The organism is Brevibacterium aurantiacum, from assembly GCF_007558825.1.
Classification (GTDB): Bacteria; Actinomycetota; Actinomycetes; order Actinomycetales; family Brevibacteriaceae; genus Brevibacterium; species Brevibacterium aurantiacum_A.
This window is the reverse complement of record NZ_VLTK01000002.1, coordinates 1-25,848: the sequence shown is the minus strand read 5'-3', so window position 1 is coordinate 25,848 and position 25,848 is coordinate 1. Positions and strand designations below refer to the sequence as shown.

Here is a 25,848-nt window from a genome sequence, read left to right as displayed (position 1 = left end):
GGTATCGTTGATCCGGACATGACTGCTGCAGCTGAAAACATCGAAGAAGCCACTCCGGGAGCCGACTCACGTGCGGCCGAACTCCTCACCGGACTCAACCCGCGACAGCGCGAGGCCGTTGCCCATACGGGTTCCCCGCTCCTCATCGTAGCGGGCGCCGGTTCGGGTAAGACCACCGTGCTGACCAGACGCATCGCCTATGCTCTGGCGACCGGTCGGGCACACCCCGGTGAGGTCCTGGCGATCACGTTCACCAACAAGGCGGCCAAGGAGATGGCTGAGCGCGTGCGCTCCATCGTCGGACCCGCTTCGCGAGCGATGTGGGTCTCGACCTTCCACTCCTCATGTGTGCGCATCCTCCGCCGTGAGGCCAAGGTGCTGGGCATGAAGACCAACTTCACGATCTACGATGCCCAGGATGCTCAGCGGCTCGTGTCTCAGATCCTCAAAGAACTCGGAATCGACACGAAGAAGTACACGCCTCGGTCGATGCTGCATAGGATCTCCAATCTCAAGAATGACCTGCAGACGCCGGATGACTTCACTCCCCGGCCGAACAACCCCGCTGATGAAGTCCTCGCCGATGTGTTCAGGCGCTACACCTCTCGCCTGCGTCTGGCCAATGCCTTCGACTTCGATGACCTCATTGCCGAGACCGTTCATCTCTTCGGTGCCTTCCCTGAAGTGGCAGATTTCTACCGCAGAAGGTTCCGGCACATCCTCGTCGACGAGTACCAGGACACGAACCCGGCCCAATACGCTCTCATCAAGTCTCTGGCCGGCGACGGGGCTGGTGGCGCCACCGGCGCAGAGCTGACCGTCGTCGGTGACGCTGACCAGTCGATCTACGCCTTCCGTGGGGCGACTGTGCGCAACATCGTGGAGTTCGAGAAGGACTTCCCCGATGCGGAGACGATTCTGCTGGAGCAGAACTATCGCTCCACGCAGAACATCCTCGATGCTGCGAACGCTGTGATTTCGAACAATCAGGACCGCAAGGACAAGAAGCTGTGGACATCGGAAGGCACGGGCGAATCCATCGTCGGCTGGGTAGCGGAGAACGAGCAGTCGGAGGCCCGCTTCATCGTCGACCGGGTCGATGAGCTCATCGACAATGACAAGTACACCTATGGTGACTTCGCAGTCTTCTACCGCACCAATGCTCAGTCCCGCGCCATTGAGGATGCTCTGGTGCGCTCCGGCATCCCGTACAAGGTCGTCGGAGGCACACGATTCTACGAGCGCAAGGAGATCAAGGATGCCCTCGCGTATCTGCGCGTGGTCGCCAATCCAGATGACGATGTGAACCTGCGTCGCATCCTCAACGTCCCGAAACGCTCCATCGGTGACCGCACTGAGGGCATCGTCGCGGACTTCGCCGATCGTGAGGGCATCAGCTTCTACTCGGCGCTGGGGCGTCTTGATGAGATCGTCCATCTGTCTGCCCGGGCGAAGACCTCTGTGTCGAAGTTCTACGACCTCATGCGTGATCTGGCAGCCACCGCCGAGGCAGCCCCGCTGTCGCGCGTCATCGAGGCGATCCTCGAGCAGAGCGGTTACCTCGAGTCACTGCAGAAGAGCACGGACCCGCAGGACGAGTCGCGTGTCGACAACCTCGCCGAGCTCGTAGCCGTGGCTGAAGACTTCGTCGCCACGCAGGCCCTCGCTGCAACGGGTGATGACGCTGATGAAGCCGACGCTGAGGCAGAGACAGGAACCGCGGCTGGTTCCGAAGTCGCGTCTGAGGCTGCTTCCGGTGATGCCGAGTTCGAATCGGCGGTGAGCAAGAACGCCGAGGGCGAAGCCCAAGCTGACGGTGGGAGCACCGAGGGCGATGCGGATGTGCAGAGTCCAGCGGCTGCTGCCGCCGGCAATTCGTCGATCGAGGCCTTCCTCGAGCAGGTGGCGCTGGCCTCCGACACGGATCAGATCCCCGATGCCGAACTGGGACAGGTCACTCTCATGACCCTGCACACAGCGAAGGGTCTGGAGTTCCCGGTCGTCTTCCTCACCGGCCTCGAGGATGGTGGCTTCCCGCATGCGCGTTCCTTCGAGAATCCCAATGAGCTCTCAGAAGAACGTCGTCTTGCCTATGTGGGTCTGACCCGAGCCCGGCAGCGTCTGATCGTCACTCGCGCGGAGACGCGCAGCATGTGGGGTCAGCCGCAGTACAACCCACCGAGCCGGTTCCTCGCTGAGATTCCCGAGAATCTCATCGAATGGGAGAGCACCGGCACCTTCTCATCCAGCGTCGGCGGCGGCTTCTCTTCCGGCGGCTACGGCGGGGGCGGCCACGGCTACAGCGGCTCGCGCGGCGGCGGATTCGGTTCCTCTCGGGGCTCGGGCGATTCGTCTCGCTCACGCTCAGGGTCCGCGAGCTCCTCGTCTCCTGTGGCCGGTTTCCCGAATCGGATCCGGCCCAACCGAGAGGTCATCACCGTGTCGGTGGGCGAGAAGGTCTCGCACGAGTCCTTCGGCCTCGGCACCGTGACTGAGGTCAACGGCGTCGGAGACAAGACAGTGGCGGTCGTCGACTTCGGCTCCCTGGGAACGAAGCGTCTCCTGCTGCGCTACGCCCCCATCGAAAAGCTCGGCTGAGATAGCCGCGACGGGGAGAATCCCGCTCTCGCTCTTCCGACCGTCTGCCGACCTTCGGATCGCAGGCCTGAAGATGAAAATCAGGCCTGCAGACACAAGTAAAGCGCCGAGGTGAACATACATTCACCTCGGCGCTTCTCCATGCCAGACGCGGCGATGGATTTAAAAGTCAGTCGTTGCCAAGTTTTCCGTCGACTCCGTCGCGACCCTGGTTAATCTGGTCTTCGAACTTGCCGCCGGTCTTGTCATTGGCGAAGTCAGTAGCCTTGTCAAGACCCTGATCGCTGAATTCTTCACCCTTGTCGCTATTCATGGCGTCCTTGGCTTTGTTTGTCAGATCGTCGAGTCCCATACTGTCTCCCTTCAATGGAAAAGGTTCTTTCGAACCTTCTTACACCACTCACCCTGCCACTTATTCGGCTCTGGTGTAACCGAACTTTCGGCTTTCTCAGGGAATGCACAAAGTAACGGTATTTCGACTCTCGGTAGCTTCAGCGTGACTCCGGAACGATGAAGGCCAACGCCACGAGAACCAGGGCGAAGAACAGGCCCGTTCCGATGTCGACGCTCTTCGATCGATTGGTCCAGACCTCGTCCCAGGGCGGGGGCATCGCACGCATCGTCGCCAGCCCAGCCGGCACGACGGCCATGACGATCGCGCCGAGGCGGAAGTCGATGATGGTGCATGCGGCCGCAATCAAGATGCCCAGCAGACAGCCCAGGAGAGCCCAGTCGCGGAGTACGGGGTTCGAGTAGCGCCGTTTCCAATAGATCCAGCGCTTGGCGATCGGGCCTCGCCCACGCCTGGCATGGCGTGGTGGGTGGGCCCTCGTCTTCTCAGTGGAAGAAATGGCGACTCCCGGTCAGGTACATGGTGATCCCCGCCTTCTCGGCCGCTTCGACGACCTCATCATCGCGGATCGAGCCACCCGGCTGCACAATCGCACTGATACCGGCGTCGATGAGGATCTGCATACCGTCGGCGAAGGGGAAGAAGGCATCCGAGGCGGCCACGGCGCCGGTGGCCCTCTCCTCCCCTGCACGTTCGACAGCCAGCTTCGCCGAGTCGACTCGGTTGACCTGGCCCATGCCCACGCCCACGGACGCGCCGTCCTTGGCCACGAGAATGGCGTTGGACTTCACTGCACGGCAGGCCTTCCAGGCGAATTCCAGATCGGCCAGAACCTCGGCGGTCGCGGCTGCGCCTGCGGCCAGGGTCCAGTTCTCCGAAGCATCACCGTCGGCCTGGAACGCATCCCGGTCTTGGACGAGGAACCCGCCGGTGATCGGCTTGATCTCCGCAGGTGCGAAGTCGACGTCGCCGAGTTCGAGCAGGCGCAGGTTCTTCTTGCTCGACAGCAGCTCCAGTGCTTCGGCAGAGAAGGAAGGTGCGGCCAGACACTCGGTGAAGATCGGCTTGATCGAGGCAGCCAGCTCGGCGTCGACCTCCCGGTTGGTCGCAATGACACCACCGTAGGCGGACAGAGAGTCGCATTCGTGGGCTGCCTTGTGTGCGGCGGCCGCAGTATCAGCCACGGCGATTCCGCAGGGGTTGGCGTGTTTGATGATCGCCACTGCCGGACGGTCGAAGTCGAACGCCGCGCGGATCGCAGCATCGGTGTCCGTGTAATTGTTGTAGGACATCGCCTTGCCGCCCAGCAGCTTCGCACCGGCGATTCCACGGGTGCCATCGGAATACACTGCCGCTGCCTGATGAGGGTTCTCGCCGTAGCGCAGGTCTCTCAGCTTCTCCCCAGTCACACCAGCGAAGGCGGGCTTGCCCGTGGCCGAGGCTGCATCTTCGGCTTCAGCCTGCTGTGCACCGGAAGTGAGTTCGGATGCGAACCAGGAAGCAACGGCCGTGTCATAGGCAGCAGTGTGGGCGAAGGCGCGGGCGGCGAAGCCTCGCCTGGCGTCGAGATCGAAGCCCTGTCCCTGTGCCGCTTCGATGACAGCAGGGTAGTCGCTGGGATCAGTGATGACGGAGACACTCGGGTGGTTCTTCGCCGCTGCCCGCACCATGGAGGGACCACCGATGTCGATCTGCTCCACACAGTCGTCGAAGCCGGCTCCACTGGCCACCGTTTCAGCGAAGGGGTAGAGGTTGACGATGACGAGGTCGAAGGGCTCGATCTCGAGCTCTTCGAGCTGGCTCATGTGATCCGGCTTGCGCGAATCGGCGAGGATGCCGGCGTGGACTCGCGGGTGCAGTGTCTTCACCCGGCCTTCCAGGCATTCGGGGAATCCTGTCAGCTCTTCGACCTTCGTGACCGCAGCGCCCGCCTCGGCGATCTTCGCTGCTGTCGAACCGGTGGACACGATCTGCACACCGGCGGCTTGCAGTCCGCGGGCCAGGTCCTCCAATCCCGATTTGTCGTAGACGCTGACGAGCGCTCTCTTGATCGCGCGGGTTCCTGTCACAAGTCCTCCTTGAAGGCTCGATTGCCGTTTCGTGCGGTTGGTGCGTGGGTCAGGCTGGGGACGCCGAGGTGGCATATCCGCTGACATGCCGCCCATCGATGACGAGGTCGTTGTGGGCGAGGTGGGTCAGGAGACGGACGAGCTCGGCTCTCTCCTGGATTTTGATGCGTTCGTGCACCGTGTCTTCTGTGTCCTCGTCGCCGACGGGAACCGCGAACTGGGTGATGATCGGGCCCGTATCGACCCCGGAGTCGACGAGGTGGATGGTGCCTCCTGTGATGCGCACACCGTGGGCAAGCGCATCACGGACTCCGTGGGCGCCGGGGAATGCTGGCAGCAGAGCCGGATGTGTGTTGATGATCCGGTTGTGAAAGGCCGCAATGAAATCCGGGCCGAGGATCCGCATGAATCCTGCGGAGATCACCCAATCGGGCGACAGGTCCGCGACGGCGTCGCGCAATTGGATGTTCCAGTCCTCACGACTTGCGCAGTCCTTGGGTCGCACGACGAAAGTGGGGATCGAGTGGGCTTTCGCCCGGTCGACCACACCCGCCGTCTGTGAGTCGGAACCGACCCCGACGATCTCGACTCCATGCTCCGATTCGGCGAATGCGTCGATGACTGCCTGCGTGAGGGTACCCGAGCCGGATGCCAGAAGAACGATGCGCACGGACCCATTCTAACGTTTGAATCATCTGCTGTCGGTCGCGGGCCTCAAGAATGCGGATGCTGACCTCCGCCAAGGCTTTTGTCAGTGGACTGTGACAAACTATTGCTGTGACGTCACCAAACAATACTGAAGAGAAAAGCGCGCCCACTCCCGAAGAGGAGAAGCAGGCCGCGCCCGCTCGACACGGCCTGGTCCTGATCCTGTTGATCCTCGCCTCCGTCCTGACGTTCACGTATCCGCTTCCGTTCAAGGTCGCGGCGATTGCATTCGCCATTGCGGCCATCGTGTGGTCAATCCGCTACATCATCGCCGTGGTCAGGACGAAGCAGAAGCGCAACATGTCCCTGGGCATTCTGGGCGGCCTGCTCAGCCTCTACCTCATCTTCTCGACGCTGTCGTCCGTTGTCCTCTGGCCAGTCCAGTCGAAGTATGAGGAGTGCGTGCGCGATGCCATCACGCAGCAGGCCCAGCTCTCCTGCACGACGGAATATCAGACCGGCCTCGGCGATTGGTTCAAGCAGCTGACCGGCCAGGAACTGCCCGGAACGAACTGAGGCCTCCGCTGACCGGAGCCTCGGTCATCCGGCTCAGCTCTCCCCGTTTGGACCGATGCCGGTCTTCGCCGCCAGTCCTCGCGCCCGACTCAGTACTTCGTCTGAGCTCAGTCTTCGTCTGAATAGTCGGCGCTTCGTTCATCGGCGATGTGACCGAAGGGCTCGTCGTCGATGCCGTCTTCCTCATCGGCGGCCCTGGCTCCGGCCTGCATATCCGAGAGCCTGGTCAGGAACAGACCCCCGGCCATCCCCAGCACCACCCATGCGGTGATGACCACCGCAGATGTCAGCGGCGAGGGTCCGAACCTCGAGAGGCCCACGGGCCCCATGGCACCTTGAGCGAAGATCGCAAGGACCTGGAGCACGACGAAGAGCTTGACTGCCGCAGTGGCCAGACCGGGCCATGAAGCCAGCATCACCAGGCGGGCATGATCTCGCCCGAGGATGACGCTGAGGATTCCGAGCAGTACGAGCAGCACCGGCGCCGCGTTCGTCCACTCTGGATAGTCGCCGACGAGCAGCTGGAGCACCGGAACGTGCGGAACGGGTCCTGCCGCAGTATGGAACACCGAGCTCAGGGCCCCGTCTCCCACGCTCACGCCTGTGCCTGCGATCCAGGACAATGAGGCGAAGAGGATTCCCGGAGCAAAGAGAATCTGAATGACCAGCAGACCCACACCGGCAGACAGCGGGGAGCTGTAACCCTGCAGCGATTGGGTCAATTCGTCCCACCTCAGCACGATGCCGACGGCGATGACGAGGACCGAGAGGAATGCTGCTCCCCAGAGCAGTCTCTTGACCAGACGGGCCCCTGAGTCCCACACCTCGCTGTCGAGATCCTGCAACCGTGGGATGTCGTCGACACCGCGGACCCACAGGAAGCCGGCCGCCGAGGCGGACAGCAGCATGAGGGCAAGGCGGAAGAAGCCCCATGGTGCCAGCGTCCCCTCCCCCACCACAAGAGCCAATACGCTCAGAGGCACGGCATAGGCGACGGCGTAGGTCGCCACCGCGAGAAGGACCTGCTTCCACCAGGATGTGTCCAGGCCATCGGCGTCATCGGGATCTGCTTCTGTGAAGCGCGCGACCAGCCGCTTGGCACCGGTGGCGAAGAAGAACCACACGCCCAACGTGACCAGGCTCGGCGCCAGAGAGAAGTCGAAGCCCATCGTCGACACGTTCAGTCCGTGGACGACGCCCCACAGGGCGAACGCCCACTCCGAGATGATCGAATACGGCAACTGTGAGCCGAGGCCGATGATCCAGAAGACGGTGGCGATGACGAAAGCCGCGGGAACGACGATGAGGTCGATTCGCAGTGCCTCCAGCAGTCCCAACAGAACTGGATGGCGATGGGTCCGAGGGTGAGGAGAAGTGTGCATCTCCACCATTTTCGCTGACACGGCGCCCTCTTCCTGGTATTGACCGCGCGATTCTCTGCAGTGGGAAGTACAATTGCGCCAGGACACGCTTGTAGACAAGAAGGATGCAGCCAACGATGAGCAACGGGAACGACGAACCGAATTTCCCGCCACCTCCCAAGAACCCACCCGAGAACAACAGAACGGGATCGGGTTCGGAGACGTCGGCGGACAACAGCACTGGTGATTCGGTGGACACAGGCAGCTCCGGCTCGCAGGCGCCCGCCCGCGGTCCCGAACAGGCACCGTCCTACCGCGACGACCAGGCTCCTCCATTCGCTGCAAACTCTCAGCCCAACAGCAAACAGCCCCCCGGGCCCGAGCAGCCCCAGCCGCCGCGCCCCGAGGTGCAGAAGGCCAGCTCGAATCAGGCTCCGAACTACAACGGCGGACAACAGCCCGGCGGACAGCAGCAGCCCGGCCAGTACCAGGGCGGTCAGCACCAGGGCGGCGCACCCTACCCAGGCGGTCCGTACCAGTCGGGCTCGGCACAGAATTCGTCCTATCAGTCCGGCCAGCCAGGTCAGTCGGCTCAGCCGGGTCCATCCGGCCATTACCAGACTGGTTCGGGTCCGAATGGACAGCGGACGGGTTCGGGCCCCGGCCAGTCCCAGGCGATTCCACAGCCGGCGCCAGCTCCTGGATTCGCCGGCTCTGCAGCCACCGCTACGCGTGCCGACGCCAACTCTGAGAAGAAGAGCAGGATGCCTCTCTTCATCGCTCTGGGTTCCGTGGCGCTCGTCATCGTTCTCGTCCTCGTCGGGTTCCTCGTCGTCAACACGGTCAATAAGAACAACTATGGCCCCGACAAGGTTGCCGAGGACTATGTATCGGCTCTGAGCAAGGGTGACTTCGCTGCTGCTGAGAAGATCGCGCCCTCGCCTCGTCCGGAGGGAACGAATCTGGACCTCCTGTCCAAGGATTTCACCGACGCGTCCTCGGCGAAGGTCGAGAATGCAAAGGTCGAGTCTTCTAAGGTCGATGGTGACAAGGGCACAGTCGTCGTCTCCTACGATCTCGACGGTTCCAAATACAACGTCGAGCTGAAGGCGAAGAGGGACGGCAAGCAGGATCTCTTCTTCGACAAGTGGTCGCTGACCGGGCCTGCGCTCAACGTCATCGCGCTCGACATCCCTGCCTCTGATGGCCTCAGCGTCAATGGCAACGACTACAAGGCGAAGGCGGGCACCACCTCATTCGCCGTCTACCCGGGCAGCTATGATTTCTCGATCCCCAAGAGCAAATGGGTCGGTGAAGCCAAAGACACTGCAGCGGTGAATTTCCCGCAGGCCTTCGCTCCGGGTGATAAGCCGAACAATGAAGAGGTGGCTCCGACGACGCTCAATCTTGATCTCGCACCCACTGGTGCCTTCCAGAAGGAAGTTCAGAAGCAGGTCGAGAAGGAGCTCAAGAAGTGCTTCGACAACAAGGACATCAAGCCCAAGTGCAAGTTCATCAAGTTCGATCCGACTGAGATCCCTGTCGGCGGCTCCGATAAGAAGCTGGCCGATCTGGCGAAGAAGAACACCGCCGAGTGGGACATGAAGGACATGCCAGAGGTTGAGGCGAGCTTCGGTTCAGGTGACACGAACACCGGTTCGTTCTTCACCAAGAAGCCGGGCAAGTTCGACTTCACTGTGCAGGGCCAGAAGGCCGGTTCCTCGTACTTCTCCAATGGCAACACCCTGTCGGTCTCCGGCAGCGTGAAGATCAACGGAGATAAGCTCTCGGTTGAGTTCTTCGACTTCTGATTCGGTTCGCCGATGACGTTCGTCGCCGCTCTCGCCGAGGTGGCCTCACCACAGTGAGAACGCGCAGCAGGGAGGGCCTGAGTTCTGCAGAACTCAGGCCCTCCTTTGTGTCGTGGTCAGCTCATCGAAGCCCGGACAGGCGTCGGCACTCCTGCTGCCCGTTCGAACCAGGACCCGGCCGCCATCACGAACTCATCGGCGAAACGACGTCCCGAGATCTGAGCGCCGATGGTGCGCCCGTCCTTCGTGTAGCCGGCGAGGACGGCACCTGCTGGCTGTTCCGACATGTTGTAGGGCATGGTGAAGCCGATGTGTCCCATCGGTTCGTCGACCTTCGGGTAGGGCATGGGCTGTTCGGCTGGAAACGCTGCATCGGGTGAGACGGGCGAGATGACAAGGTCGTAGGCTGCTGTGGCTGCCACGCTGCGACGTCTGATCTCCTGCACGCTGTGGTAGCACTCCATGAGGCGCAGTCCCGTGACGTCGGCCCCGCCCTGGGCCCATTGCTGGATGTAGGGCAGGATGAGGGCCTGTTCCTCTACTGGCAGGGCGCGGAGGTCACTCCATGAGCGCACACGCCAGAACAGGTCCATGTCTCTCAGCAGCTCATCATCGATGAACGGGGTGACGGTGTCGACGACGGCTCCGGCTTGTGCGAAGCGGTCAGCAGCCTCGGCGATGGTGGACACGATCTCCGGGTTGACGGGTTCTCCGCATCCGGCATCGAGCTGGAGTCCGATCTTCATCCCCTTCGGGTCGAAGTCGGGACGGTCGGAAGCCTCGTCGGCGGAGACTGGCAGGCTGGAGTAGTCACGGTCGTCGGGGGCGGAGATGACGTCCATCGCGGCCTTGACGTCGGCCATCGTTCTGGCCAGCGGCCCGGCGCATCGGCCCATGTACGGGGCGTCGAGCGGAACCCGGCCGAAGCTGGGTTTCAGGCCTGCCAGTCCCAGCCAGGTGCAGGGCAGGCGGATCGAGCCGCCGATGTCGGAACCGATGTGGATGGGACCGTAGCCGGCTGCGGCGGAGGCACCTGCGCCTGCGCTCGAACCGCCGGTGGTCAGGCTCGGGTCGAGGGGTGAGCGGGTGATGCCGTGCAGTGAGGAGACGCCGGAGGAGAGCATGCCCCAGTCGGGCATCGTCGTCGATCCGATGATGACCGCGCCGGCTTCTTCGAGTCGCTGCGTGATGGGCGCGTCGTGAGTCGACACCGGCACCTCGACCCAGGCATGCCCGCTGGGCATCGTCACTGCGCTGCGGGCGATGTTCTCCTTGATCGTGACCGGGACCCCGTCGAGGGGGCTCAGAGATCGGCCCTCGCGCCAACGGGTGGCGCTGGCTTCTGCTGCAGCGCGGGAGCGCTCATCGTCGCGGTGGTGGAGGGCGTTGATGACGGGTTCGCATTCGTCCATCCGGTCCACGACTGCGGAGAGAACCTCGAGTGGATCGAAGTCTCCCGAGGTGTAGCCGCTGGTCATGGCTTCTGCTGTGTGGTCGGCAAGCGTGGTGTGGCTCATCTGCCGTCCTTTCTTCTGTGGCATTTTGAGGTCAGTGGCGCAGGTGCGGACTCAGGTGGCTGAGGCAAGCGCACCGGCCAGGCTGGGGGTGGCCGCGATTAGGCTGCGGGTGTATTCCTCACGTGGGTGGGCGTAGATGTCCTCTGTCGACCCTGCTTCGACGATGTGCCCGTCCTTCATGACGATGACGTCGGAGCAGAGGTGTTTGACGACGCCGAGGTCGTGGGAGACGAAGAGCAGGGTCAGCGCGTAGTCATCGACGAGGTCGGTGAGCAGGTTGAGGACCTGGGAGCGCACGGAGACGTCGAGGGCGGAGACTGGTTCATCGGCGACCAGGATCTGCGGCCGGGTCACCAGCGCCCGGGCGATCGAGATCCTCTGTCGTTGTCCGCCGGAGAATTGGTGCGGGTAGCGGCGCATCGCCTTTGTGTCCAGATCCACGGCCAGCAGCATCTCCTCGACCCTGGCGAGTCGCTCTTCTCGTGCGATACCGCGTGCGATGAGAGGTTCGGAGACGATGTCTTCGACCCGCATGCGGGGGTCGAGGGAGGCGAAGGGATCTTGGAAGACGATCTGCAGATCCTCGCGCAGCGACCTCAGCGCCGATGAGCTCGCCGACTCCACACGGATGTCGCCGACCCGCACATGCCCTGAGGTCGGACGATCCAATCCGGAGAGAATGTTGAGCAAGGTCGATTTGCCCGACCCCGACTCCCCCACGATTCCCAGGCGCTGTCCGGAAGCGACGCTGAAGCTGATGTCATCGAGTGCGCGAACTGGGGATCGTCGTCGCAGCAGCAGGCCTCGCGAGCGGAAGTGCTTCGAAACTCCGCTGACGTCGATGAGCGGTGCGGATCCGTCGCCTGTGGATGCTTCCCCCGCCGAGGCGGGTGCAGGCTCTCGCGCAACGGCTGGCCCATCGGACTGCTCGTCCTCGTCGTCCGACGCAACGTCCTCACCTGACCCTGCTTCGTCAATCGGTCCGGCGTATGACAGTGCGGTCTTGAGAGTGAAGAGCTTCCCGTGCGCGTCAGTGGCATCGAGGTCAGAGGATGCCAGCAGTCCGCGAGTGTAATCGTGCTGTGGGTCGGTGAAGATCTGCTCCACGCTCCCGGTCTCGACGATGCGACCGGCGTACATGACGATGACCCTGTCACAGACTCCGGCGACGACGGCCAGGTCGTGGGTGATGAAGAGCAGTCCTGCCTGCACTGCGGCGACGCGTTCGGAGATGAGGTCGAGCATGTGCTTCTGCACCGTGACGTCGAGTGCGGTGGTCGGCTCGTCGCAGATGAGCAGCCGCGGCGAGTTCGCCAGGGCGATGGCCAACATCACACGCTGTCGCTGACCACCCGACATCTGGTGCGGGTAGGCGTAGCGGGCACTGTTCGGATCGGGCATGTGCACGCTAGTCAGCAGGTCGAGGACTCGTCCGGGAATGTCACCGCGGGCCACTTCCCCATGGATGCGAAGCACCTCGGCGATCTGGTCGCCGATGCGCATCAGCGGGTTGAGTGCGCTCATCGGCTCCTGGAACACCATGGACACGAGGTCCGAACGCATCTTGGCGAGGGTCCTCTCCTTCGCATCAAGGATGTTTCCGGCAAAGCCCTGGAGCGACACGGTGCCCTGCGCCCGCAGCTCTTCGGGCAGCAGTCCCATCACAGACTGTGCCGTCAGTGACTTTCCCGACCCTGATTCGCCGATGAGTCCGACCCTCTCACCGGGGGCCAGGCTCAGAGACACGTCGTGGAGAACAGGTGCCTCGGCGCCTGCTGGAGTGATGGTGAGGTTGCGGACCTCGAGCAGGTTCTCAGCCATTGCCGCGAGCCTCCATCTTCGGGTCGAATCGGTCGCGGAGTCCGTCGCCGAGGAGGTTGAACCCGAGCACGGCGAGGGCAATGAACAGTCCGGGCCACAGCGCCAGCAGCGGCTGAGTGGACAGGAACTGCTGGGACTCCTGCAGCATCCGTCCCCAGGACGGCACAGGAGCCTGCGTGCCCAGTCCCAGGAAGGACAGGCCCGCCTCGGCGAGGACGGAGATCGCGAATGCCACAGAGGCCTGCACGATGACCATTCCGGCGATGTTGGGCAGGACGTGGACGATCGCGATCGCCGGGGCGCTCCGGTTCGAGGCCTTGGCCGCGCGCACATATTCGGAGCCGAGTACCTGCATCGTGCCCGAGCGGGCGACGCGGGCGAACCCGGGAATGGCAGCGATTCCCACGGCCACCATGGCCGGTCCCGTGCCCGGTTGGTAGACGGCGGCGAAGACGATCGCCAGAAGCAGAGCAGGGAAGGCGAGCAGGATGTCGTTGGCGCGCATGATCACCGCACTCAGCCACGCACCCCACGGGTACTGTGCGAAGACTGCGGCGATGATGCCGATGGGTGTGCCGATGAGCACGGCGATGCCGACGGCCACGATTCCGACCATGAGGGTGATTCGGGCACCGTACATGATCCATGTCAGGGTGTCGCGGCCGAATTTGTCGGTGCCGAAGGGGTGCTCGGGGCTCGAAGACTGCAGCCGTGCGGCCGGATCGACTGCGCTGGGACCGTAGGGTGTCCACACGAAGGACACGAGTGCGAGCGCGACGATGAGGAGGATGAGAATGGCACCGATGATCATCGAGGCGTTGAGCCGAAGCTTCGTACGACTGCCCCGATCCACGGGGGCATCCACCGCCGAGGTGGTGCTCGGGATCCCGCTCATGACGCGTTCCTGATCCGAGGGTCGACGATCGGATACAGCACGTCGACGATGAGGTTGATGATGAGCACGAGGAAGACGAGGACCATGACGATTCCCTGGACTGTGACGAGGTCGCGGTTGGCCACGGCTCGGACGAGTTCGGAGCCGATGCCGGGGATGACGAAGATCTGTTCGATGATGACGGCGCCGACGAGGAGCGTCGCGAGCTGAACCCCGGCCACGGTGATGACAGGAATGGCGGCATTGCGCAGTCCGTGGACGAACAGGGCCTTGGTTCGGGTCAGGCCTTTGGCCCGGGCGGTGCGGATGTAGTCCTCACGCATGACGTCGAGGACCGCCGATCTCACGTACCGGGTGAGGATCGCAGCCTGGACGAGTGCCAGAGACACGACGGGAAGCACCAGACGGATGAGGAACCCGCCGAATCCTTCGACCGGGGCCATCCACCCCTGGGAGGGGAACCAGCCGAGCGTCAGGGAGAAGATGATGACGAGGATGATGGCGGCCAGGAAGTTCGGCACGGCGATGCCGATCTGGCTCAGCGCGGAGATCGTGACACCGATCCAGTTGCGCTGTTCGAGGGCCGCGAAGGTACCCAGGGGAACGGCGATGACGATCGCGAGAATGATCGCGGCGATGACGAGAATCGCGGTGACCTGGACGCTGCCGACGATGACCGGGGTGATCGCGGCCCCGGTCACATATGAGGTTCCGAAGTCGCCGCTGAGCATGCCCACGACCCAATTGAAATAGCGGATGACCGGCGGCTGGTCGAGACCGTACTGAGCTTCGAGAGCTGCCACCGCATCAGGTGTGGCATTCGTTCCCAGAGCGACCTGCGCGGCGTTGCCGGGCAGGATGCTCATGAGTGCAAAGACCACCACAGAGGCGACGATCAGCGCCAGAACGAACTGGATCGCACGGTTGGCCACATAGGTGATCATGGGTGAGGGTACTTCAGTTCCAACTCAGATCCGCGATCCGGAATGAGTCGGAGACCCTGTTTGCGGGGATTCCGGCGACCTCGGCTTTGGCGATGACGAGGTTCGGGAACAGGAACAGGAAGTCCGAGGCTGCGTCTTCGGTGATCGTCTTCGCAATCTCCTTCATCCCTGAGACATATTCCTCTTCTGTCCCGGTGTCAGCTTTCTCCGCGATCTTCTTGGTCTTCGAGTCGTCGTAGCCGATGTAGTAGTCGTTGGAGAAGACGGTGAGGATGTCACGGGGCTCCGCATGGTTGATCACCGACATGTCGAACTTGTGCTCGGTGAAGGTCTTGTCCAGCCAGACTGCGGGGAATTCCTGCGTCTCGATGTCGGCTTTGAGTCCGACCTCGGCAAGCTGTGCGGACACGATCTCGGAGATCGCCTTCGCATACGGCAGGTTCGGCACGGTGAAGGCGAATGTCTCCCCCTCGATGCCGGCTTCCCTGACGAGGTCTTTCGCCTTCGCCGGGTCGTAGTCCCAGACCTTTGTCAGGTCCTCATAGTACGGGTCTGTCGGCGGAACCATTGAACCGATGAGCTCTCCGTAGCCGGCCCAGGCGGTGTCGAGGACTGCCTTGCGGTCGATGGCATGCATGACCGCCTCGCGCGCCTTCTTGTCTTTGAAGATGCCCTTCGCGTTGTTCATTGAGAGCACGACTTCACCGTTCGTGGTGCCGGAGATGATCTGGTAGTCGCTGCTCTGGAATTCGCCGGCCAGTTCGGGGGCCTGGAGATTGGAGACAACGTCAATCTCTCCGGATTTCAAGGCATTCGAGGCCGAAACGGCGTCTTTGAAGTATTTGAACTGGACCTTGCTGACTGCCGGCTTCTCACCCCAGTAGTCGTCGCGTGCTGCGAAGTCGATCGACTGACCGCGGCTGAACTTCTCGATGGCGAAGGGTCCCGTGCCGATGGCTTCGTTAGCCAGATCGTCGGTGCCTTCGGTGTCGAAGACGGCTCCGACGAGGCTGCTCATATTGAAAAGCCACGTGTTCGAGGGCTTCTTGAGTGAGATCTTGACGGTGAGGTCATCCGGAGTCTCGATCGAATCAACGACGTCCATCTTGGACTTCAGTGCGTTCTTCCAATCGTTATGCACTCGTTCGTAGGAGAACTTCACGTCCTCGCTTGTGAGGCCGGCGCCGTTGGAGAACTTCACCCCCTTCTGCAGATGGAAGGTGTAGGTCTTGCGGTCCTCGGACACGTCCCAGTCCTCGGCCAGGCCCGGTTGGATCTCTCCCTCACCGTCGACGCGGACGAGAGATTCGTAGACGTTCTCCATCAGTGCCTCGGGGATGGCGATCCCTGAGGTGGAGGTGAAGTCGAGGTTGACGGGTTCAGCGGTGAAGGCGATGGTCATCGAGTCCTTCTTCGCCTGCTCGCCGGAGTCCGAAGCTCCCGCCGAACAGCCTGCCAGGAACAGGCTCGAGGCAACCACGGCTGCCATCCACGAACTGACACGCGGAGTCTTCATCGCTCTCCCAAATTCACGAACCCACACTGGTTCATTCGTCTTCTCTGACCGGTTGTTGCACAGATGTGCACCGACATCGCCAGTTTAGCTGAAGTTCTCACCAGCGAAAGCGCCGGAATTCATATCGTGGAAAAGCGGACGAGCAGACTCCGGTAGCTGTCCGGAGCTCGATGAGCCGGCCTCAGAGCCCTGTCTGTGCGGCGAGGACTGCTGCGAGCTTGTCGAAAGCGACCCTCCGGTGTGACCGGGAGTTCTTCTCCTCGGGTGTCATCTGCGCCGCACTGATGTCGCCCCCGTCGGGTACGAAGATCGGGTCATAGCCGAACCCGTGCTCTCCCGACGGGCTCGTGGCCAGACGTCCTGGCATGACTCCCTCGGCTGAGAATTCGCGGCCGTCGGGGGTGACTGCTGCGGCGGCGCAGCGGAACTGCGCCCCGCGATGTTCGCTGGAGATGTCCGACAGCTGGGCGAGCAGAAGCTCGAGGTTGGCCCGATCGTCCCCGTGTCGGCCCGCCCATCTGGCGGAGAAGATTCCCGGCGCCCCGCCCAGAACGTCTACGGCAATCCCTGAATCGTCGGCGATGGAGGTCTGGCCGGTGGCCTGCGCTGCGGCACGGGCCTTGATCAGGGCGTTCTCTGCGAAGGTGACTCCGGTTTCCGGGATGTCGCCGAGACCCGCCTCGGCGGCGGTGATGACGTGGGTGTCCTCCCCCAATGCGGGAAGGAGGATCGCGAGGAGTTCGCGTCTCTTCCCGTCGTTGTGGGTGGCCAGCACGAAGGTGGTCATTTGCCCAGTACCTCGGTCTGGATGCGGGTGAGGTCGGTGCAGCCCTTGGCTGCGAGATCGAGCAGGCGGCCCAGTTCCTCACGGTCGAAGGGGGTACCTTCGGCGGTGCCCTGGACCTCGACGAACTGTCCGCTGCCGGTCATGACGACGTTCATATCGGTATCGGCACGCGAGTCTTCGACGTAGGGCAGATCGAGGACGGGCTCACCGTCGATGATGCCGACGCTGATCGCGGCGATCGAATCCTTGATCGGGTTGTTCGCGGCCGGGATGATGCCCGTTGAACGCCCCTTGTCGATCGCGTCGGCCAGTGCCACGTAGGCGCCCGTGATCGATGCAGTTCGAGTGCCGCCGTCGGCCTGGAGGACGTCGCAGTCGAGGACGAGGGTGTTCTCACCGAGCTTCTCGAGGTCGATGACAGCTCGCAGGCTCCGGCCGATGAGGCGGGAGATCTCATGTGTGCGTCCGCCGAGTTTGCCTTTGACGGATTCACGGGTGTTGCGCGAATCCGTGGCGCGCGGCAGCATCGCGTATTCGGCTGTGACCCAGCCTCGACCCTGCCCCTTGAGCCAACGCGGCACGCCCGCGGTCAGCGAAGCCGCAACCAGAACGCGGGTATTGCCGAATTCCACGAGGGCGGATCCTTCGGCGGTGTTGATCCAATTTCGGGTGATGGTCACTTCGCGGAGTTCATCGGCGGTTCGTCCGTCTGCGCGCACTGTGTGCCTCTTTCGATAGTCGGTGCTGATCTTTGCTGATCTGGTCTGGTCTGTGGGAATTCAGGCTGGTCTTTCAGCGGACCCGTCGGCGTAGATCGCCGCGATGTGTCACACGGTCCAACTGTTGCCCGGTTTGGCCAGTTCGATGGGCCCACGGTATTCGCGGGCGGCTTCGCCACGGACGATGGAGCAGTCCGTCCAGGAGGGAATGTGAGTCAGGACGAGGGATTTGGCATCTGCGGCCTGAGCGACTCGTCCAGCACGTTTGCCGGTGAGGTGGATGCCGCGAGCGCTGTCGCGGTCTTCCTGGAAGGCAGCTTCGCAGAGGAACAGGTCTGCTCCACGGGCCGCGTCGACGAGGTTGTCGCATTCGTCGCTGTCACCGGAATAGGTGATCACCGAGCCCTTGGCGTCTGTGATTCGCAGGGCGTAGGCCTCAACCGGGTGGTCGACGAGGAAGGACTCGATCTGCAGGCTTCCCACCTGATGGCTGGTCCCGTGGTCGAGGTCAGCGAAGTCGAAGGCATGGCTGAGGTCAGTGTCATGCGCGCTGGCGGCGACTGGGGACTTCCCGGGGTCCGTGTAGTAGGCCCGGGTCAGTCGTTCTTGTGCGCCGGCCGGAGCGAGGACGTTCGTCCTCGTGCGGATCGATCCGGTGTCGGAGACGTTGCCGTTGAAGAACTTCGGGTCGTAGCAGTGTTTGACGTACAGCCCAGTCATGTCCATGCAGTGATCGGGGTGCAGGTGGCTGAGCACGACCGCGGTCAGCCCATCCGTATCGACGGCGCGCTGCAAGGGGCTCAATGCCCCGGAACCGAGGTCGAGCACGATGCGCGTCGGTGATTGCTCCTCGGTTTCGATGAGATAGCAGCTGGCTGCCGCGTTGGGCCCGGGGAAAGAGCCGGCCGTGCCGATGGCAGTGAGTTTCATTCGTCGTCGTCCCCCGGCAGATCGCTGAGCAAGGTAGTGGTGAGTCGGTCCTGAATCCAGGTCACGAAGTCGTACAGGGTCAGTGTCAGATCTTCGGACTCATCAAGGTCGTCGCGGTGAGCATATTTCTCCTCTTGAGCCTCCTCCGTGTCGATGCCCATGCGAACGGCCAGGACCAGGCGCAGGTCGTTGAGGCCCTTCATCCAGGCCAGAACCTCATCATGGCTCAAAGCGATCGAGGGGCCCTTGGCCAGACCGTTGAGGACGATGCGCACGTTATGAGCCTTCGCCTGTTGGAGGTCGAACTCAGTGAGGCGCCGGAACTCCTGCGATCGTTCCTCATCGAGGGGGTCGACGTCGGGGAAGAGGCGCAGCAGCGCAGGGTCCTGTGGCCGTGGCCGGTCGACTAGCCCCAGGCGTGCCTCCCAGTTCTCGGAATCGGGACGGCCGTCTTCATTGTCGTCTTCTGCCAGGAGTGCTGCCAGGTCGGTGAATACGGTGAGCATGAGGGATCGTTCGTTGTCCTCGAGTTTGAGGACGACATCGTCCCCACGAGCGTCAATTGCTGCCATGTGTCAGTCGGATCCTGTTTCAGGTTGGCACGCGGCCCACAAACCGTACTCGTGCATGGCTTGGGTGTCCCTCTCCATGGCTTCACGTCCGCCTGTGGCAACGACAGAGCGACCGTTCTCATGGACTTCAAGCATCAGCGAATGCGCCTTCTCCGTCGAATATCCGAAGTAGGCTTGGAAGACGTAACTGACGTAGCTCATGAGGTTGACGGGGTCGTTGAAGACGACGGTCTTCCATGGCTTTGCTTGTTCTGTCGCCGGTCGAATGTCGACATCCGGCTCCAGAACTGGAGTCGTTGGATTGCTCACGTTTCCACCATACGGCAGAACACTGACGCTGTCGTGACGTAGTATCGCGCCTATGAGTGATCTCACACGGTCCGGTTCGACGGCTTTCTACACCGATCAGTACGAATTGACGATGGTCCAGGCAGCCCTGGAATCAGGCGCCGCTCACCGCAGAAGCCTGTTCGAAGTCTTCGGTCGCAGCCTGCCTGCCGGTCGGCGCTACGGAGTCGTTGCCGGCACTGGCCGCATCCTCGAGATGCTCCGGGACTTCCGCTTCGGCGACGAGGAGCTCTCGTTCCTCAGCCGTGAGCAGATCGTCGATTCGAAGACCATCGACTGGTTGGCCGACTACTCCTTCTCCGGCAGCATCCGCGGGTACGCTGAGGGCGAGATCTACTTCCCGGGTTCGCCGCTGATGACGATCGAATCCACCTTCGCGGAGGGGGTCATCCTCGAGACGCTCATCCTCTCGGCGATGAACTATGACTGTGCGGTCGCCTCGGCGGCCTCGCGTATGGCCCAGGCTGCAGGAGATCGGCCCTGCGCGGAGATGGGTGGTCGCCGCACCAACGAACATGCCGCGGTCGCCGCTGCGCGCGCGGCCGTCATCGGTGGTTTCGCTTCGACGTCGAATCTCGCCGCCGGACTCAGGTACGGCCTGCGCACGATCGGCACGTCTGCTCATTCCTTCACTCTGCTCCACGATTCGGAGCAGGAGGCCTTCGCCGCTCAGCTCAGATCCTTGGGTACCGACACGACGCTGCTCCTGGACACCTACGACGTCGAGGAGGCGTTGGCCACGGCTGTGCGCCTGGCCGGGCAGAACCTGGGCGGGGTGCGCATCGACTCGGGCGACCTCGTCGAGCAGGCCAGCGAAGTCCGTGCAGGCCTCGACCGCCTCGGCGCTCATGATACGACGATCACGGTCACCAGCGACCTCGACGAATATGCGATCGCTGCTCTCGCTGCCTCCCCCGTCGATTCCTACGGCGTCGGTACTCGAGTGGTCACCGGCTCGGGTGCTCCGGCCGCCGGGCTCGTGTACAAGCTCGTGGCTCGTGCCGACGAGTCGGGGGCATGGACCTCGGTGGCGAAGAATTCCATCGGCAAACCCTCGCGCGGAGGACACAAGGACGCTCTGCGCCTCATCGATGGTGCGATCGCGGTCGAAGAGGCCGTCGGCATCCCGACTCTGCCGGACGATCTCGGCGATGGCCGATCGTTGACTGTTGACCTCGTCGTCGACGGTGAGATCGACGAGTCCTATATCGGTGCCGCGGGAGTCACGAAGGCCTGCGCTCGACATGATGAGTCCTTGGCCGAGCTGCCACGTTCGGCCCGTCGCATGCAGGACGGCGAACCGGCGATCCCCACAGTCTTCTATCCCAAATGACCGGGGCCGGACCCAGCTGAGCTGAGGTCGGCATGTCGCACTCCAGATCCACTCGTCTGAGCTGAGGTCGGCCTGTCTGACCTGAGATCTCCCCAGAGAGTCGGTCAGGCGTCATTTCTTGCCGACGAACCAGCCCTGCAGTTTCTTGATCCGAGCCTGGATCTGTACCTGGGTCGCCTGTGCGACTGCGGGACCACCGCACGCTTTGCGCAACTCGACATGGACTGTCGCGTGTGGTGTTCCCGTGCGGCGCGACCAGGCACCGACGAGGCTCTGGAGCTGGTTGCGCTCCTCTTTCATCGCCCGGTGGTCGAGTTCGCTGATCTCGGGTTCTGGTGCCGGCGGTGCCGCATCCGTCTTCCGTTTCGCCTGACGCGCCTGTTGGGTCCGCAGCAGTTCGTGGACCTGGTCGGGTTCCAGCAGTCCGGGTATGCCGATGAAGTCGAGTTCATCCTCGGAGCCGATCGCTCCGCCTGTGCCGAACTCGCCGCCGTCGAAGAGCACCCGGTCGAAGAGCGCCTCGGCGCCCAGTGCCTCAAACGAGCCCAACTGGTCCGAGGCCCCCTCTTCACGATTCGCCTGTTCCATGGCCTGATCGTCGAAGACGACGACATCGTTCTCGTCCTCATTCTTCGGCCGGTCGAGGGCGTGGTCCCGTTCAACTTCCATCGTGTTGGCCAGGGCAAGGAGGATCGGCACGGAGGGCAAAAACACAGAGGCCGTCTCACCGCGTTTGCGTGCACGCACGAAACGTCCGATGGCCTGAGCGAAGAAGAGCGGAGTCGCCGAGGAGGTCGCATAGACCCCCACGCACAGTCGCGGCACGTCTACGCCTTCGGAGACCATACGGACGGCGACCATCCATCGGTCGGTGGAGTTCTGGAACTCCTCGATCCGTGCCGAAGCTCCTGCTTCGTCGGAGAGGACGACCGTGGGTGCTTCGCCCGTAAGTTCGCGCAGCACCTTGGCGTAGGCTCGAGCGTTGTCCTGGTCGGTGGCGATGACGAGGCCTCCGGCGTCGTGCACGGTCCGCCTGACCTCTGTCAGTCGTCGGTCTGCTGCTTTGAGCACGGCTGGGATCCAGTCGCCACCGGGGTCGAGAGCAGTCCGCCACGCCTGGGAGTTGATGTCCTTCGTCGTCTCTTCGCCGAGCACGTGGGACATCTCATCACCGGCCCGGGTCCGCCAGGACATGGCACCGGCATAGGCGAGGAACAGGACGGGACGAACGACGGAGTCCTTGAGCGCGCGCCCATAGCCGTAGGAATAATCGGCCACCGAGGTGCGGATGCCGTTCTCGTCCGGAGCATAGGTGACGAATGGGATCGGTGACGTATCCGATCGGAAAGGGGTGCCGGTCAGGGAAAGCCTGCGCACAGCGGGGCCGAACGCCTCCCGTACTGCATCGCCCCATGACAGTGCGTCGCCTCCGTGGTGGACCTCATCGAGGATGACGAGGGTGCGGCCTGCCGCAGTGCGGTTGTGGTGCAGCACCGGTTTTGCGGCCACCTGCGCGTAGGTGATGGCCACACCGTGATAGCCGGGGGCATGCTTGCCCTGGGCGTTCTTGAAGTGCGGGTCGAGTTTGATGCCGACGCGGGAGGCGGAATCAGCCCACTGCACCTTGAGGTGTTCTGTGGGTGCGACGACGGTGACCCTGTTGACGACGCGCTGAGCCAACAGCTCGGCGGCGACTCGCAGAGCGAATGTCGTCTTGCCTGCGCCCGGTGTCGCAACCGCGAGAAAATCCTTCGGCTGATCCCGAAAGTACTGTTCCAGGGCTTCAGCCTGCCAGGCGCGCAACTTTCCGGCCGTTCCCCAAGCAGCACGCTCGGGAAAGGCCGGTGGCAGTTGTTCGGCGGCGGATGTCCCTGGGAGACGTTCCGCGGCCATTTACTCCTTGGGTCCTTCAGACATGGTGGAGTAGATCTCTTTGCAACGCGGACACACGGGGAACCGCTCGGGGTCTCGCGTAGGCACCCACACTTTTCCGCACAGGGCAATCAGCGGTGTGCCCGTGACCATGGATTCCATGATCTTGTCTTTGGGTGCGTAGTGGCTGAAACGTTCGTGGTCTCCGGGTTCAACAAGTTGTTCGGACTGCTCACGCTCGATTGTTGCTGAACCACCTGATGCTGGATAGGTCATGGCTCCATTGTAGTTCCCTAGAATGAGTGCCATGGACAGAACTCACGAGGATTCTCTCACAGAACGCTATCGCGAACTCAGCGACGATATTGCCGCCGCAGTGGCTGTGATCTCCGCCAAACGCGGCAATGCCCTGCACGCGATCACCGTCGACTCGTTCCTCGACGTGTCCTATGATCCGCCGACGATGGCAGTCAGCATCTATGGCGGGTCCCGCATGATGGAGACGCTGGAGACAAGTGAACATTACGCCATCTCCTTGCTCAACTCATCACAGCGAGACATCTCCGAACGCCTGGGCGCGTCAGGACAGCCTCTCTACGGTTCGCTCAAAGGCATCGATACATTTCCCGCACCCCATTCGGGTCAGCCTGTGCTCACGAATGCGATCGCGTGGTTCGAGCTGCGGACCACGGAGGTCCTCGAAGTGGCAACACACAGCCTCGTCGTCGGGGAGGTCGTATCTTTGGGAGCCGGCGCGAACAGCAGCAAGGACAAACCGCTGCTGAGGTGGCGCAAGGCCTACGGATCGATCGGGCCCCGCTGACCCAAGCTACCTAGGACAACGACAGCGGCCCTCCGAACTCTTGATGGCTTCGGGCGAAGCTGTCTGAGAGTCGGAGGGCCGCGGTGCGCTGCTTGCTGCCGGACGCTGTCTGCGCCTTGTCGCTGAGGTCAGACGACGCCCTGTGCGAGCATCGCTTCAGAGACCCGGATGAAGCCAGCGATGTTGGCCCCGGCGACGTAGTCACCGGGTGAACCGAACTCCGCGGCCGCAACGGCGCAGCTGTCGTGCACATCTCCCATGATCTCGGCCAGACGAGCTTCAGTGAAGTCGAAGTCCCAGGTGTCGCGGCTGGCGTTCTGCTGCATTTCCAATGCGCTGGTGGCCACGCCGCCGGCGTTGGCCGCTTTGCCGGGGGCGAAGAGCACACCGGCCTCGGAGAAGGTCCTCACCGCACCTGGCGTACAGGGCATGTTCGCGCCTTCTGCGAGGGCGATGACTCCATTGCGCACGAGAGTCTTCGCCGACTCCTCATCGAGTTCGTTCTGCGTAGCGCAGGGAAGCGCGACGTCGACCTCGATGTCCCAGACGTTGCCGCCTTCGTAGTACTTGGCACGGCCGCCGCGTTCGTCGACGTATTCGGAGATCCGACCGCGTTCTTCGAACTTGATGCGCTTGACGATCTCCGTATCGATACCATCAGGATCATGGATGAACCCGCCGGAATCGGACATGGTGATGACGGTACCGCCGAAGGCCTCGACCTTCTCTGCTGCGAACACAGCGACGTTGCCCGATCCTGAGATCGAAACAGTGCGTCCGTCAATGTTCTTCTTAGCTGCTGCGAGCATGTCCTTAAGGAAGTACACGACGCCGAAGCCGGTTGCCTCGGTGCGGACCATGGAGCCGCCATAGGACAGACCCTTGCCGGTGAGAACCCCAGCTTCGTACTCGTTCTTCATCCGCTTGTACTGCCCGAACAGATAGCCGATTTCCCTACCGCCGACCCCGATGTCACCAGCCGGGACGTCACGGTATTCGCCGATGTGGCGGGAGAGCTCAGTCATGAATGACTGGCAGAAGCGCATGACCTCGAGGTCGCTGCGCCCCTTCGGGTCGAAGTCCGAGCCACCTTTGCCGCCGCCGATGGGCAGACCGGTGATGGCGTTCTTGAAGATCTGTTCGAAGCCGAGGAACTTCACGATTCCCAGGTTCACCGATGGGTGGAAACGCAGACCGCCCTTGTAGGGGCCAAGAGCAGAGTTGAACTGAACACGGAATGCTCGGTTGATCTGCACGACTCCCTGATCGTCGATCCAAGGCACCCGGAAGATGATCTGGCGCTCTGGTTCGCAGAGGCGCTCGAACGCTGAGAGTTCGAGGTATTCGGGGTGTTTGTCAACGACAGGGCCCAGGGAATGGAGAACTTCCTGTACCGCCTGATGAAACTCCGACTCTCCAGGATTGCGATGGAGCACAGTGTCGAAGATTGGCTGCAGTGATGGATGTAAGCTCATGGGATCAACCTACCGTGAGCCGCATAACATGAGCTGATACGCCCGAATAATGGACACTACAGTGTCGTCGCGCACATTTGATATAGTGCGAGTTTCGGAAATTCGCGTTGCCGAAACCATTACGAGTTTAGACTCGACATATGGAATTAGAAGATGTCTGGCCGCCTTTTGCCCTGAGAATCACGTGCGGCGCTATGGAATTGTCACCGGTGCGCGAGTCCGACTATCCGGAGTTAGCCGTCATCGCCGACGGCGGTGTACGCAGGCACGGCATAGCAGCCTTTCTCATCAATTGGGATTCGGGTTCTCGTGAAGAAATAGCACGGTCAATCGCACAATATCAATGGAACACACGAGCGAACTTCCGAGTCGATGACTGGACGATTGAGTTCACCGCCAGGATCGACGGTCGAGTTGTCGGTGTACAGGGAGTAAGTGCAAAAGACTTCGTCCGCACCCAGTCAGTCTCGACAGGATCGTGGCTTGCCCTGCACGAGCAGGGCAACGGCTACGGCACTCAGATGCGAAGGGCTGTCGTTACGGCGTTTGCCGATCATTTCGATGCCACCGCTTTTCATTCCGAATATTTCGAGGGAAACGATGCGAGCCGCAGAGTCTCAGAGAAGCTCGGGTACTCCCCCAACGGGGTCAAGACCACCATCGCACAGGACGGGCTCGCTCACCCCGAACACCACGTGATTCTGGCAGCCTCGGACATCGTACGGGGGCCGGATCCAGTGGCGGTCGCCGGCGCCGAGGTGGTTCGTCGTTTCCTGGGACTCGACACTTGAGCACTACCCCACACCACGAACACGAAAACAAAAAAAGGGGGCCACCCCACAACACACGAGACAACCCCCAACAAACCCCACACCACGGCA

Annotated in this window: 24 protein-coding genes; 6 read left to right on the top strand and 18 right to left on the bottom strand. The window is 62.5% G+C overall.

Annotated features, from left to right (window positions below; genetic code table 11):
- The first annotated feature begins 18 nt into the window (after positions 1-18).
- Positions 19-2,598: a UvrD-helicase domain-containing protein gene (locus FO013_RS02590; protein ID WP_143921034.1), complete on the top strand. Its 2,580-nt coding sequence runs from the start codon at positions 19-21 to the stop codon at positions 2,596-2,598.
- Between the two features lie 169 nt (positions 2,599-2,767).
- Here the strand turns inward: FO013_RS02590 and FO013_RS02585 are convergent, their stop codons facing one another.
- From FO013_RS02585 to purN, 4 genes are all read right to left on the bottom strand, one after another.
- Positions 2,768-2,950, bottom strand: a complete 183-nt coding sequence (locus tag FO013_RS02585; protein WP_143921033.1) for an antitoxin — start codon at positions 2,948-2,950, stop codon at positions 2,768-2,770.
- A gap of 139 nt (positions 2,951-3,089) precedes the next feature.
- Positions 3,090-3,299 carry a hypothetical protein gene (locus FO013_RS22755; protein ID WP_260847936.1) on the bottom strand — a complete coding sequence of 70 codons (210 nt, stop codon included), beginning with the start codon at positions 3,297-3,299 and terminating at the stop codon, positions 3,090-3,092.
- Between the two features lie 136 nt (positions 3,300-3,435).
- On the bottom strand, positions 3,436-5,019 hold the full coding sequence (purH, locus tag FO013_RS02575; RefSeq protein ID WP_143921031.1) for a bifunctional phosphoribosylaminoimidazolecarboxamide formyltransferase/IMP cyclohydrolase: 1,584 nt from the start codon (positions 5,017-5,019) through the stop codon (positions 3,436-3,438).
- 49 nt (positions 5,020-5,068) lie between these two features.
- Positions 5,069-5,689 (bottom strand): phosphoribosylglycinamide formyltransferase, encoded by a 621-nt coding sequence (purN, locus tag FO013_RS02570; RefSeq protein ID WP_143921030.1) that lies wholly within the window; start codon positions 5,687-5,689, stop codon positions 5,069-5,071.
- A gap of 107 nt (positions 5,690-5,796) precedes the next feature.
- On the opposite strand from purN, the gene FO013_RS02565 reads away from it, so the two are divergent.
- The gene (locus FO013_RS02565; protein WP_143921029.1) at positions 5,797-6,243 is read left to right on the top strand and encodes a hypothetical protein; all 447 of its coding nucleotides are present in this window, start codon (positions 5,797-5,799) and stop codon (positions 6,241-6,243) included.
- A gap of 107 nt (positions 6,244-6,350) precedes the next feature.
- Here the strand turns inward: FO013_RS02565 and FO013_RS02560 are convergent, their stop codons facing one another.
- On the bottom strand, positions 6,351-7,625 hold the full coding sequence (locus FO013_RS02560; RefSeq protein WP_143921028.1) for a cell division protein PerM: 1,275 nt from the start codon (positions 7,623-7,625) through the stop codon (positions 6,351-6,353).
- Positions 7,626-7,741: 116 nt separating this feature from the next.
- Between FO013_RS02560 and FO013_RS02555 the strand changes: the two genes are divergently transcribed.
- Entirely contained in the window at positions 7,742-9,415 is a 1,674-nt protein-coding gene (locus tag FO013_RS02555) for a zinc ribbon domain-containing protein (protein WP_143921027.1), read from the top strand.
- 116 nt (positions 9,416-9,531) lie between these two features.
- Here FO013_RS02555 and FO013_RS02550 read toward each other — a convergent pair whose 3' ends face one another.
- From FO013_RS02550 to clpS, 10 genes are all read right to left on the bottom strand, one after another.
- Positions 9,532-10,932, bottom strand: a complete 1,401-nt coding sequence (locus tag FO013_RS02550) for an amidase (protein ID WP_143921026.1) — start codon at positions 10,930-10,932, stop codon at positions 9,532-9,534.
- 51 nt (positions 10,933-10,983) lie between these two features.
- Entirely contained in the window at positions 10,984-12,753 is a 1,770-nt protein-coding gene (locus tag FO013_RS02545; RefSeq protein WP_143921025.1) for a dipeptide ABC transporter ATP-binding protein, read from the bottom strand.
- Positions 12,746-13,648, bottom strand: a complete 903-nt coding sequence (locus tag FO013_RS02540; RefSeq protein ID WP_143921024.1) for an ABC transporter permease — start codon at positions 13,646-13,648, stop codon at positions 12,746-12,748. Before FO013_RS02540 ends, FO013_RS02545 begins: the two co-directional genes overlap by 8 nt.
- Positions 13,645-14,592 (bottom strand): ABC transporter permease, encoded by a 948-nt coding sequence (locus tag FO013_RS02535; RefSeq protein ID WP_143921023.1) that lies wholly within the window; start codon positions 14,590-14,592, stop codon positions 13,645-13,647. Before FO013_RS02535 ends, FO013_RS02540 begins: the two co-directional genes overlap by 4 nt.
- A gap of 13 nt (positions 14,593-14,605) precedes the next feature.
- Positions 14,606-16,108, bottom strand: coding sequence for an ABC transporter substrate-binding protein (locus FO013_RS02530; RefSeq protein WP_143921022.1), 1,503 nt, complete (start codon positions 16,106-16,108; stop codon positions 14,606-14,608).
- Between the two features lie 181 nt (positions 16,109-16,289).
- Positions 16,290-16,895 (bottom strand): RdgB/HAM1 family non-canonical purine NTP pyrophosphatase, encoded by a 606-nt coding sequence (rdgB, locus tag FO013_RS02525; protein ID WP_143921021.1) that lies wholly within the window; start codon positions 16,893-16,895, stop codon positions 16,290-16,292.
- Entirely contained in the window at positions 16,892-17,614 is a 723-nt protein-coding gene (rph, locus tag FO013_RS02520) for a ribonuclease PH (RefSeq protein ID WP_143921020.1), read from the bottom strand. Before rph ends, rdgB begins: the two co-directional genes overlap by 4 nt.
- A 108-nt stretch (positions 17,615-17,722) precedes the next feature.
- Positions 17,723-18,544 (bottom strand): MBL fold metallo-hydrolase, encoded by an 822-nt coding sequence (locus FO013_RS02515; protein ID WP_143921019.1) that lies wholly within the window; start codon positions 18,542-18,544, stop codon positions 17,723-17,725.
- Positions 18,541-19,116: a DUF2017 family protein gene (locus tag FO013_RS02510; RefSeq protein ID WP_143921018.1), complete on the bottom strand. Its 576-nt coding sequence runs from the start codon at positions 19,114-19,116 to the stop codon at positions 18,541-18,543. The genes FO013_RS02515 and FO013_RS02510 overlap by 4 nt, the downstream gene beginning before the upstream one ends.
- 3 nt (positions 19,117-19,119) lie before the next feature.
- On the bottom strand, positions 19,120-19,425 hold the full coding sequence (clpS, locus tag FO013_RS02505) for an ATP-dependent Clp protease adapter ClpS (protein WP_143921017.1): 306 nt from the start codon (positions 19,423-19,425) through the stop codon (positions 19,120-19,122).
- 52 nt (positions 19,426-19,477) lie between these two features.
- Here clpS and FO013_RS02500 point away from each other — a divergent pair, with 52 nt between their 5' ends.
- Positions 19,478-20,797, top strand: a complete 1,320-nt coding sequence (locus FO013_RS02500; protein ID WP_143921016.1) for a nicotinate phosphoribosyltransferase — start codon at positions 19,478-19,480, stop codon at positions 20,795-20,797.
- Between the two features lie 111 nt (positions 20,798-20,908).
- Here FO013_RS02500 and FO013_RS02495 read toward each other — a convergent pair whose 3' ends face one another.
- Together FO013_RS02495 and FO013_RS02490 are read right to left on the bottom strand one after the other, a co-directional pair.
- The gene (locus FO013_RS02495; protein ID WP_143921015.1) at positions 20,909-22,690 is read right to left on the bottom strand and encodes a DEAD/DEAH box helicase; all 1,782 of its coding nucleotides are present in this window, start codon (positions 22,688-22,690) and stop codon (positions 20,909-20,911) included.
- Positions 22,691-22,945: a DUF3039 domain-containing protein gene (locus FO013_RS02490; RefSeq protein WP_096160529.1), complete on the bottom strand. Its 255-nt coding sequence runs from the start codon at positions 22,943-22,945 to the stop codon at positions 22,691-22,693.
- A gap of 31 nt (positions 22,946-22,976) precedes the next feature.
- On the opposite strand from FO013_RS02490, the gene FO013_RS02485 reads away from it, so the two are divergent.
- Positions 22,977-23,492: a flavin reductase family protein gene (locus tag FO013_RS02485; RefSeq protein ID WP_143921014.1), complete on the top strand. Its 516-nt coding sequence runs from the start codon at positions 22,977-22,979 to the stop codon at positions 23,490-23,492.
- A 128-nt stretch (positions 23,493-23,620) separates the two neighbouring features.
- Here FO013_RS02485 and gdhA read toward each other — a convergent pair whose 3' ends face one another.
- Positions 23,621-24,967, bottom strand: a complete 1,347-nt coding sequence (gdhA, locus tag FO013_RS02480; protein ID WP_143921013.1) for an NADP-specific glutamate dehydrogenase — start codon at positions 24,965-24,967, stop codon at positions 23,621-23,623.
- A gap of 140 nt (positions 24,968-25,107) precedes the next feature.
- Between gdhA and FO013_RS02475 the strand changes: the two genes are divergently transcribed.
- Positions 25,108-25,758, top strand: coding sequence for a GNAT family N-acetyltransferase (locus FO013_RS02475; RefSeq protein WP_260847934.1), 651 nt, complete (start codon positions 25,108-25,110; stop codon positions 25,756-25,758).
- Positions 25,759-25,848: the final 90 nt, after the last annotated feature.

Excerpts from the sequence above, each read along its gene's own strand:
- rdgB (WP_143921021.1), bottom strand. The coding sequence starts at position 16,895 with ATGACCACCTTCGTGCTGGCCACCCACAACGACGGGAAGAGACGCGAA.
- FO013_RS02550 (WP_143921026.1), bottom strand. The coding sequence starts at position 10,932 with ATGAGCCACACCACGCTTGCCGACCACACAGCAGAAGCCATGACCAGC.
- FO013_RS02485 (WP_143921014.1), top strand. The coding sequence starts at position 22,977 with ATGGACAGAACTCACGAGGATTCTCTCACAGAACGCTATCGCGAACTC.
- FO013_RS02510 (WP_143921018.1), bottom strand. The coding sequence starts at position 19,116 with ATGGCAGCAATTGACGCTCGTGGGGACGATGTCGTCCTCAAACTCGAG.
- FO013_RS02490 (WP_096160529.1), bottom strand. The coding sequence starts at position 22,945 with ATGACCTATCCAGCATCAGGTGGTTCAGCAACAATCGAGCGTGAGCAG.
- FO013_RS02555 (WP_143921027.1), top strand. The coding sequence starts at position 7,742 with ATGAGCAACGGGAACGACGAACCGAATTTCCCGCCACCTCCCAAGAAC.
- FO013_RS02560 (WP_143921028.1), bottom strand. The coding sequence starts at position 7,625 with ATGCACACTTCTCCTCACCCTCGGACCCATCGCCATCCAGTTCTGTTG.
- FO013_RS02515 (WP_143921019.1), bottom strand. The coding sequence starts at position 18,544 with ATGAAACTCACTGCCATCGGCACGGCCGGCTCTTTCCCCGGGCCCAAC.
- FO013_RS02585 (WP_143921033.1), bottom strand. The coding sequence starts at position 2,950 with ATGGGACTCGACGATCTGACAAACAAAGCCAAGGACGCCATGAATAGC.
- FO013_RS02545 (WP_143921025.1), bottom strand. The coding sequence starts at position 12,753 with ATGGCTGAGAACCTGCTCGAGGTCCGCAACCTCACCATCACTCCAGCA.
- FO013_RS02535 (WP_143921023.1), bottom strand. The coding sequence starts at position 14,592 with ATGATCACCTATGTGGCCAACCGTGCGATCCAGTTCGTTCTGGCGCTG.
- FO013_RS02475 (WP_260847934.1), top strand. The coding sequence starts at position 25,108 with ATGGAATTAGAAGATGTCTGGCCGCCTTTTGCCCTGAGAATCACGTGC.
- FO013_RS02500 (WP_143921016.1), top strand. The coding sequence starts at position 19,478 with ATGAGTGATCTCACACGGTCCGGTTCGACGGCTTTCTACACCGATCAG.
- FO013_RS02495 (WP_143921015.1), bottom strand. The coding sequence starts at position 22,690 with ATGGCCGCGGAACGTCTCCCAGGGACATCCGCCGCCGAACAACTGCCA.
- FO013_RS02530 (WP_143921022.1), bottom strand. The coding sequence starts at position 16,108 with ATGAAGACTCCGCGTGTCAGTTCGTGGATGGCAGCCGTGGTTGCCTCG.
- gdhA (WP_143921013.1), bottom strand. The coding sequence starts at position 24,967 with ATGAGCTTACATCCATCACTGCAGCCAATCTTCGACACTGTGCTCCAT.
- FO013_RS02590 (WP_143921034.1), top strand. The coding sequence starts at position 19 with ATGACTGCTGCAGCTGAAAACATCGAAGAAGCCACTCCGGGAGCCGAC.
- FO013_RS02540 (WP_143921024.1), bottom strand. The coding sequence starts at position 13,648 with ATGAGCGGGATCCCGAGCACCACCTCGGCGGTGGATGCCCCCGTGGAT.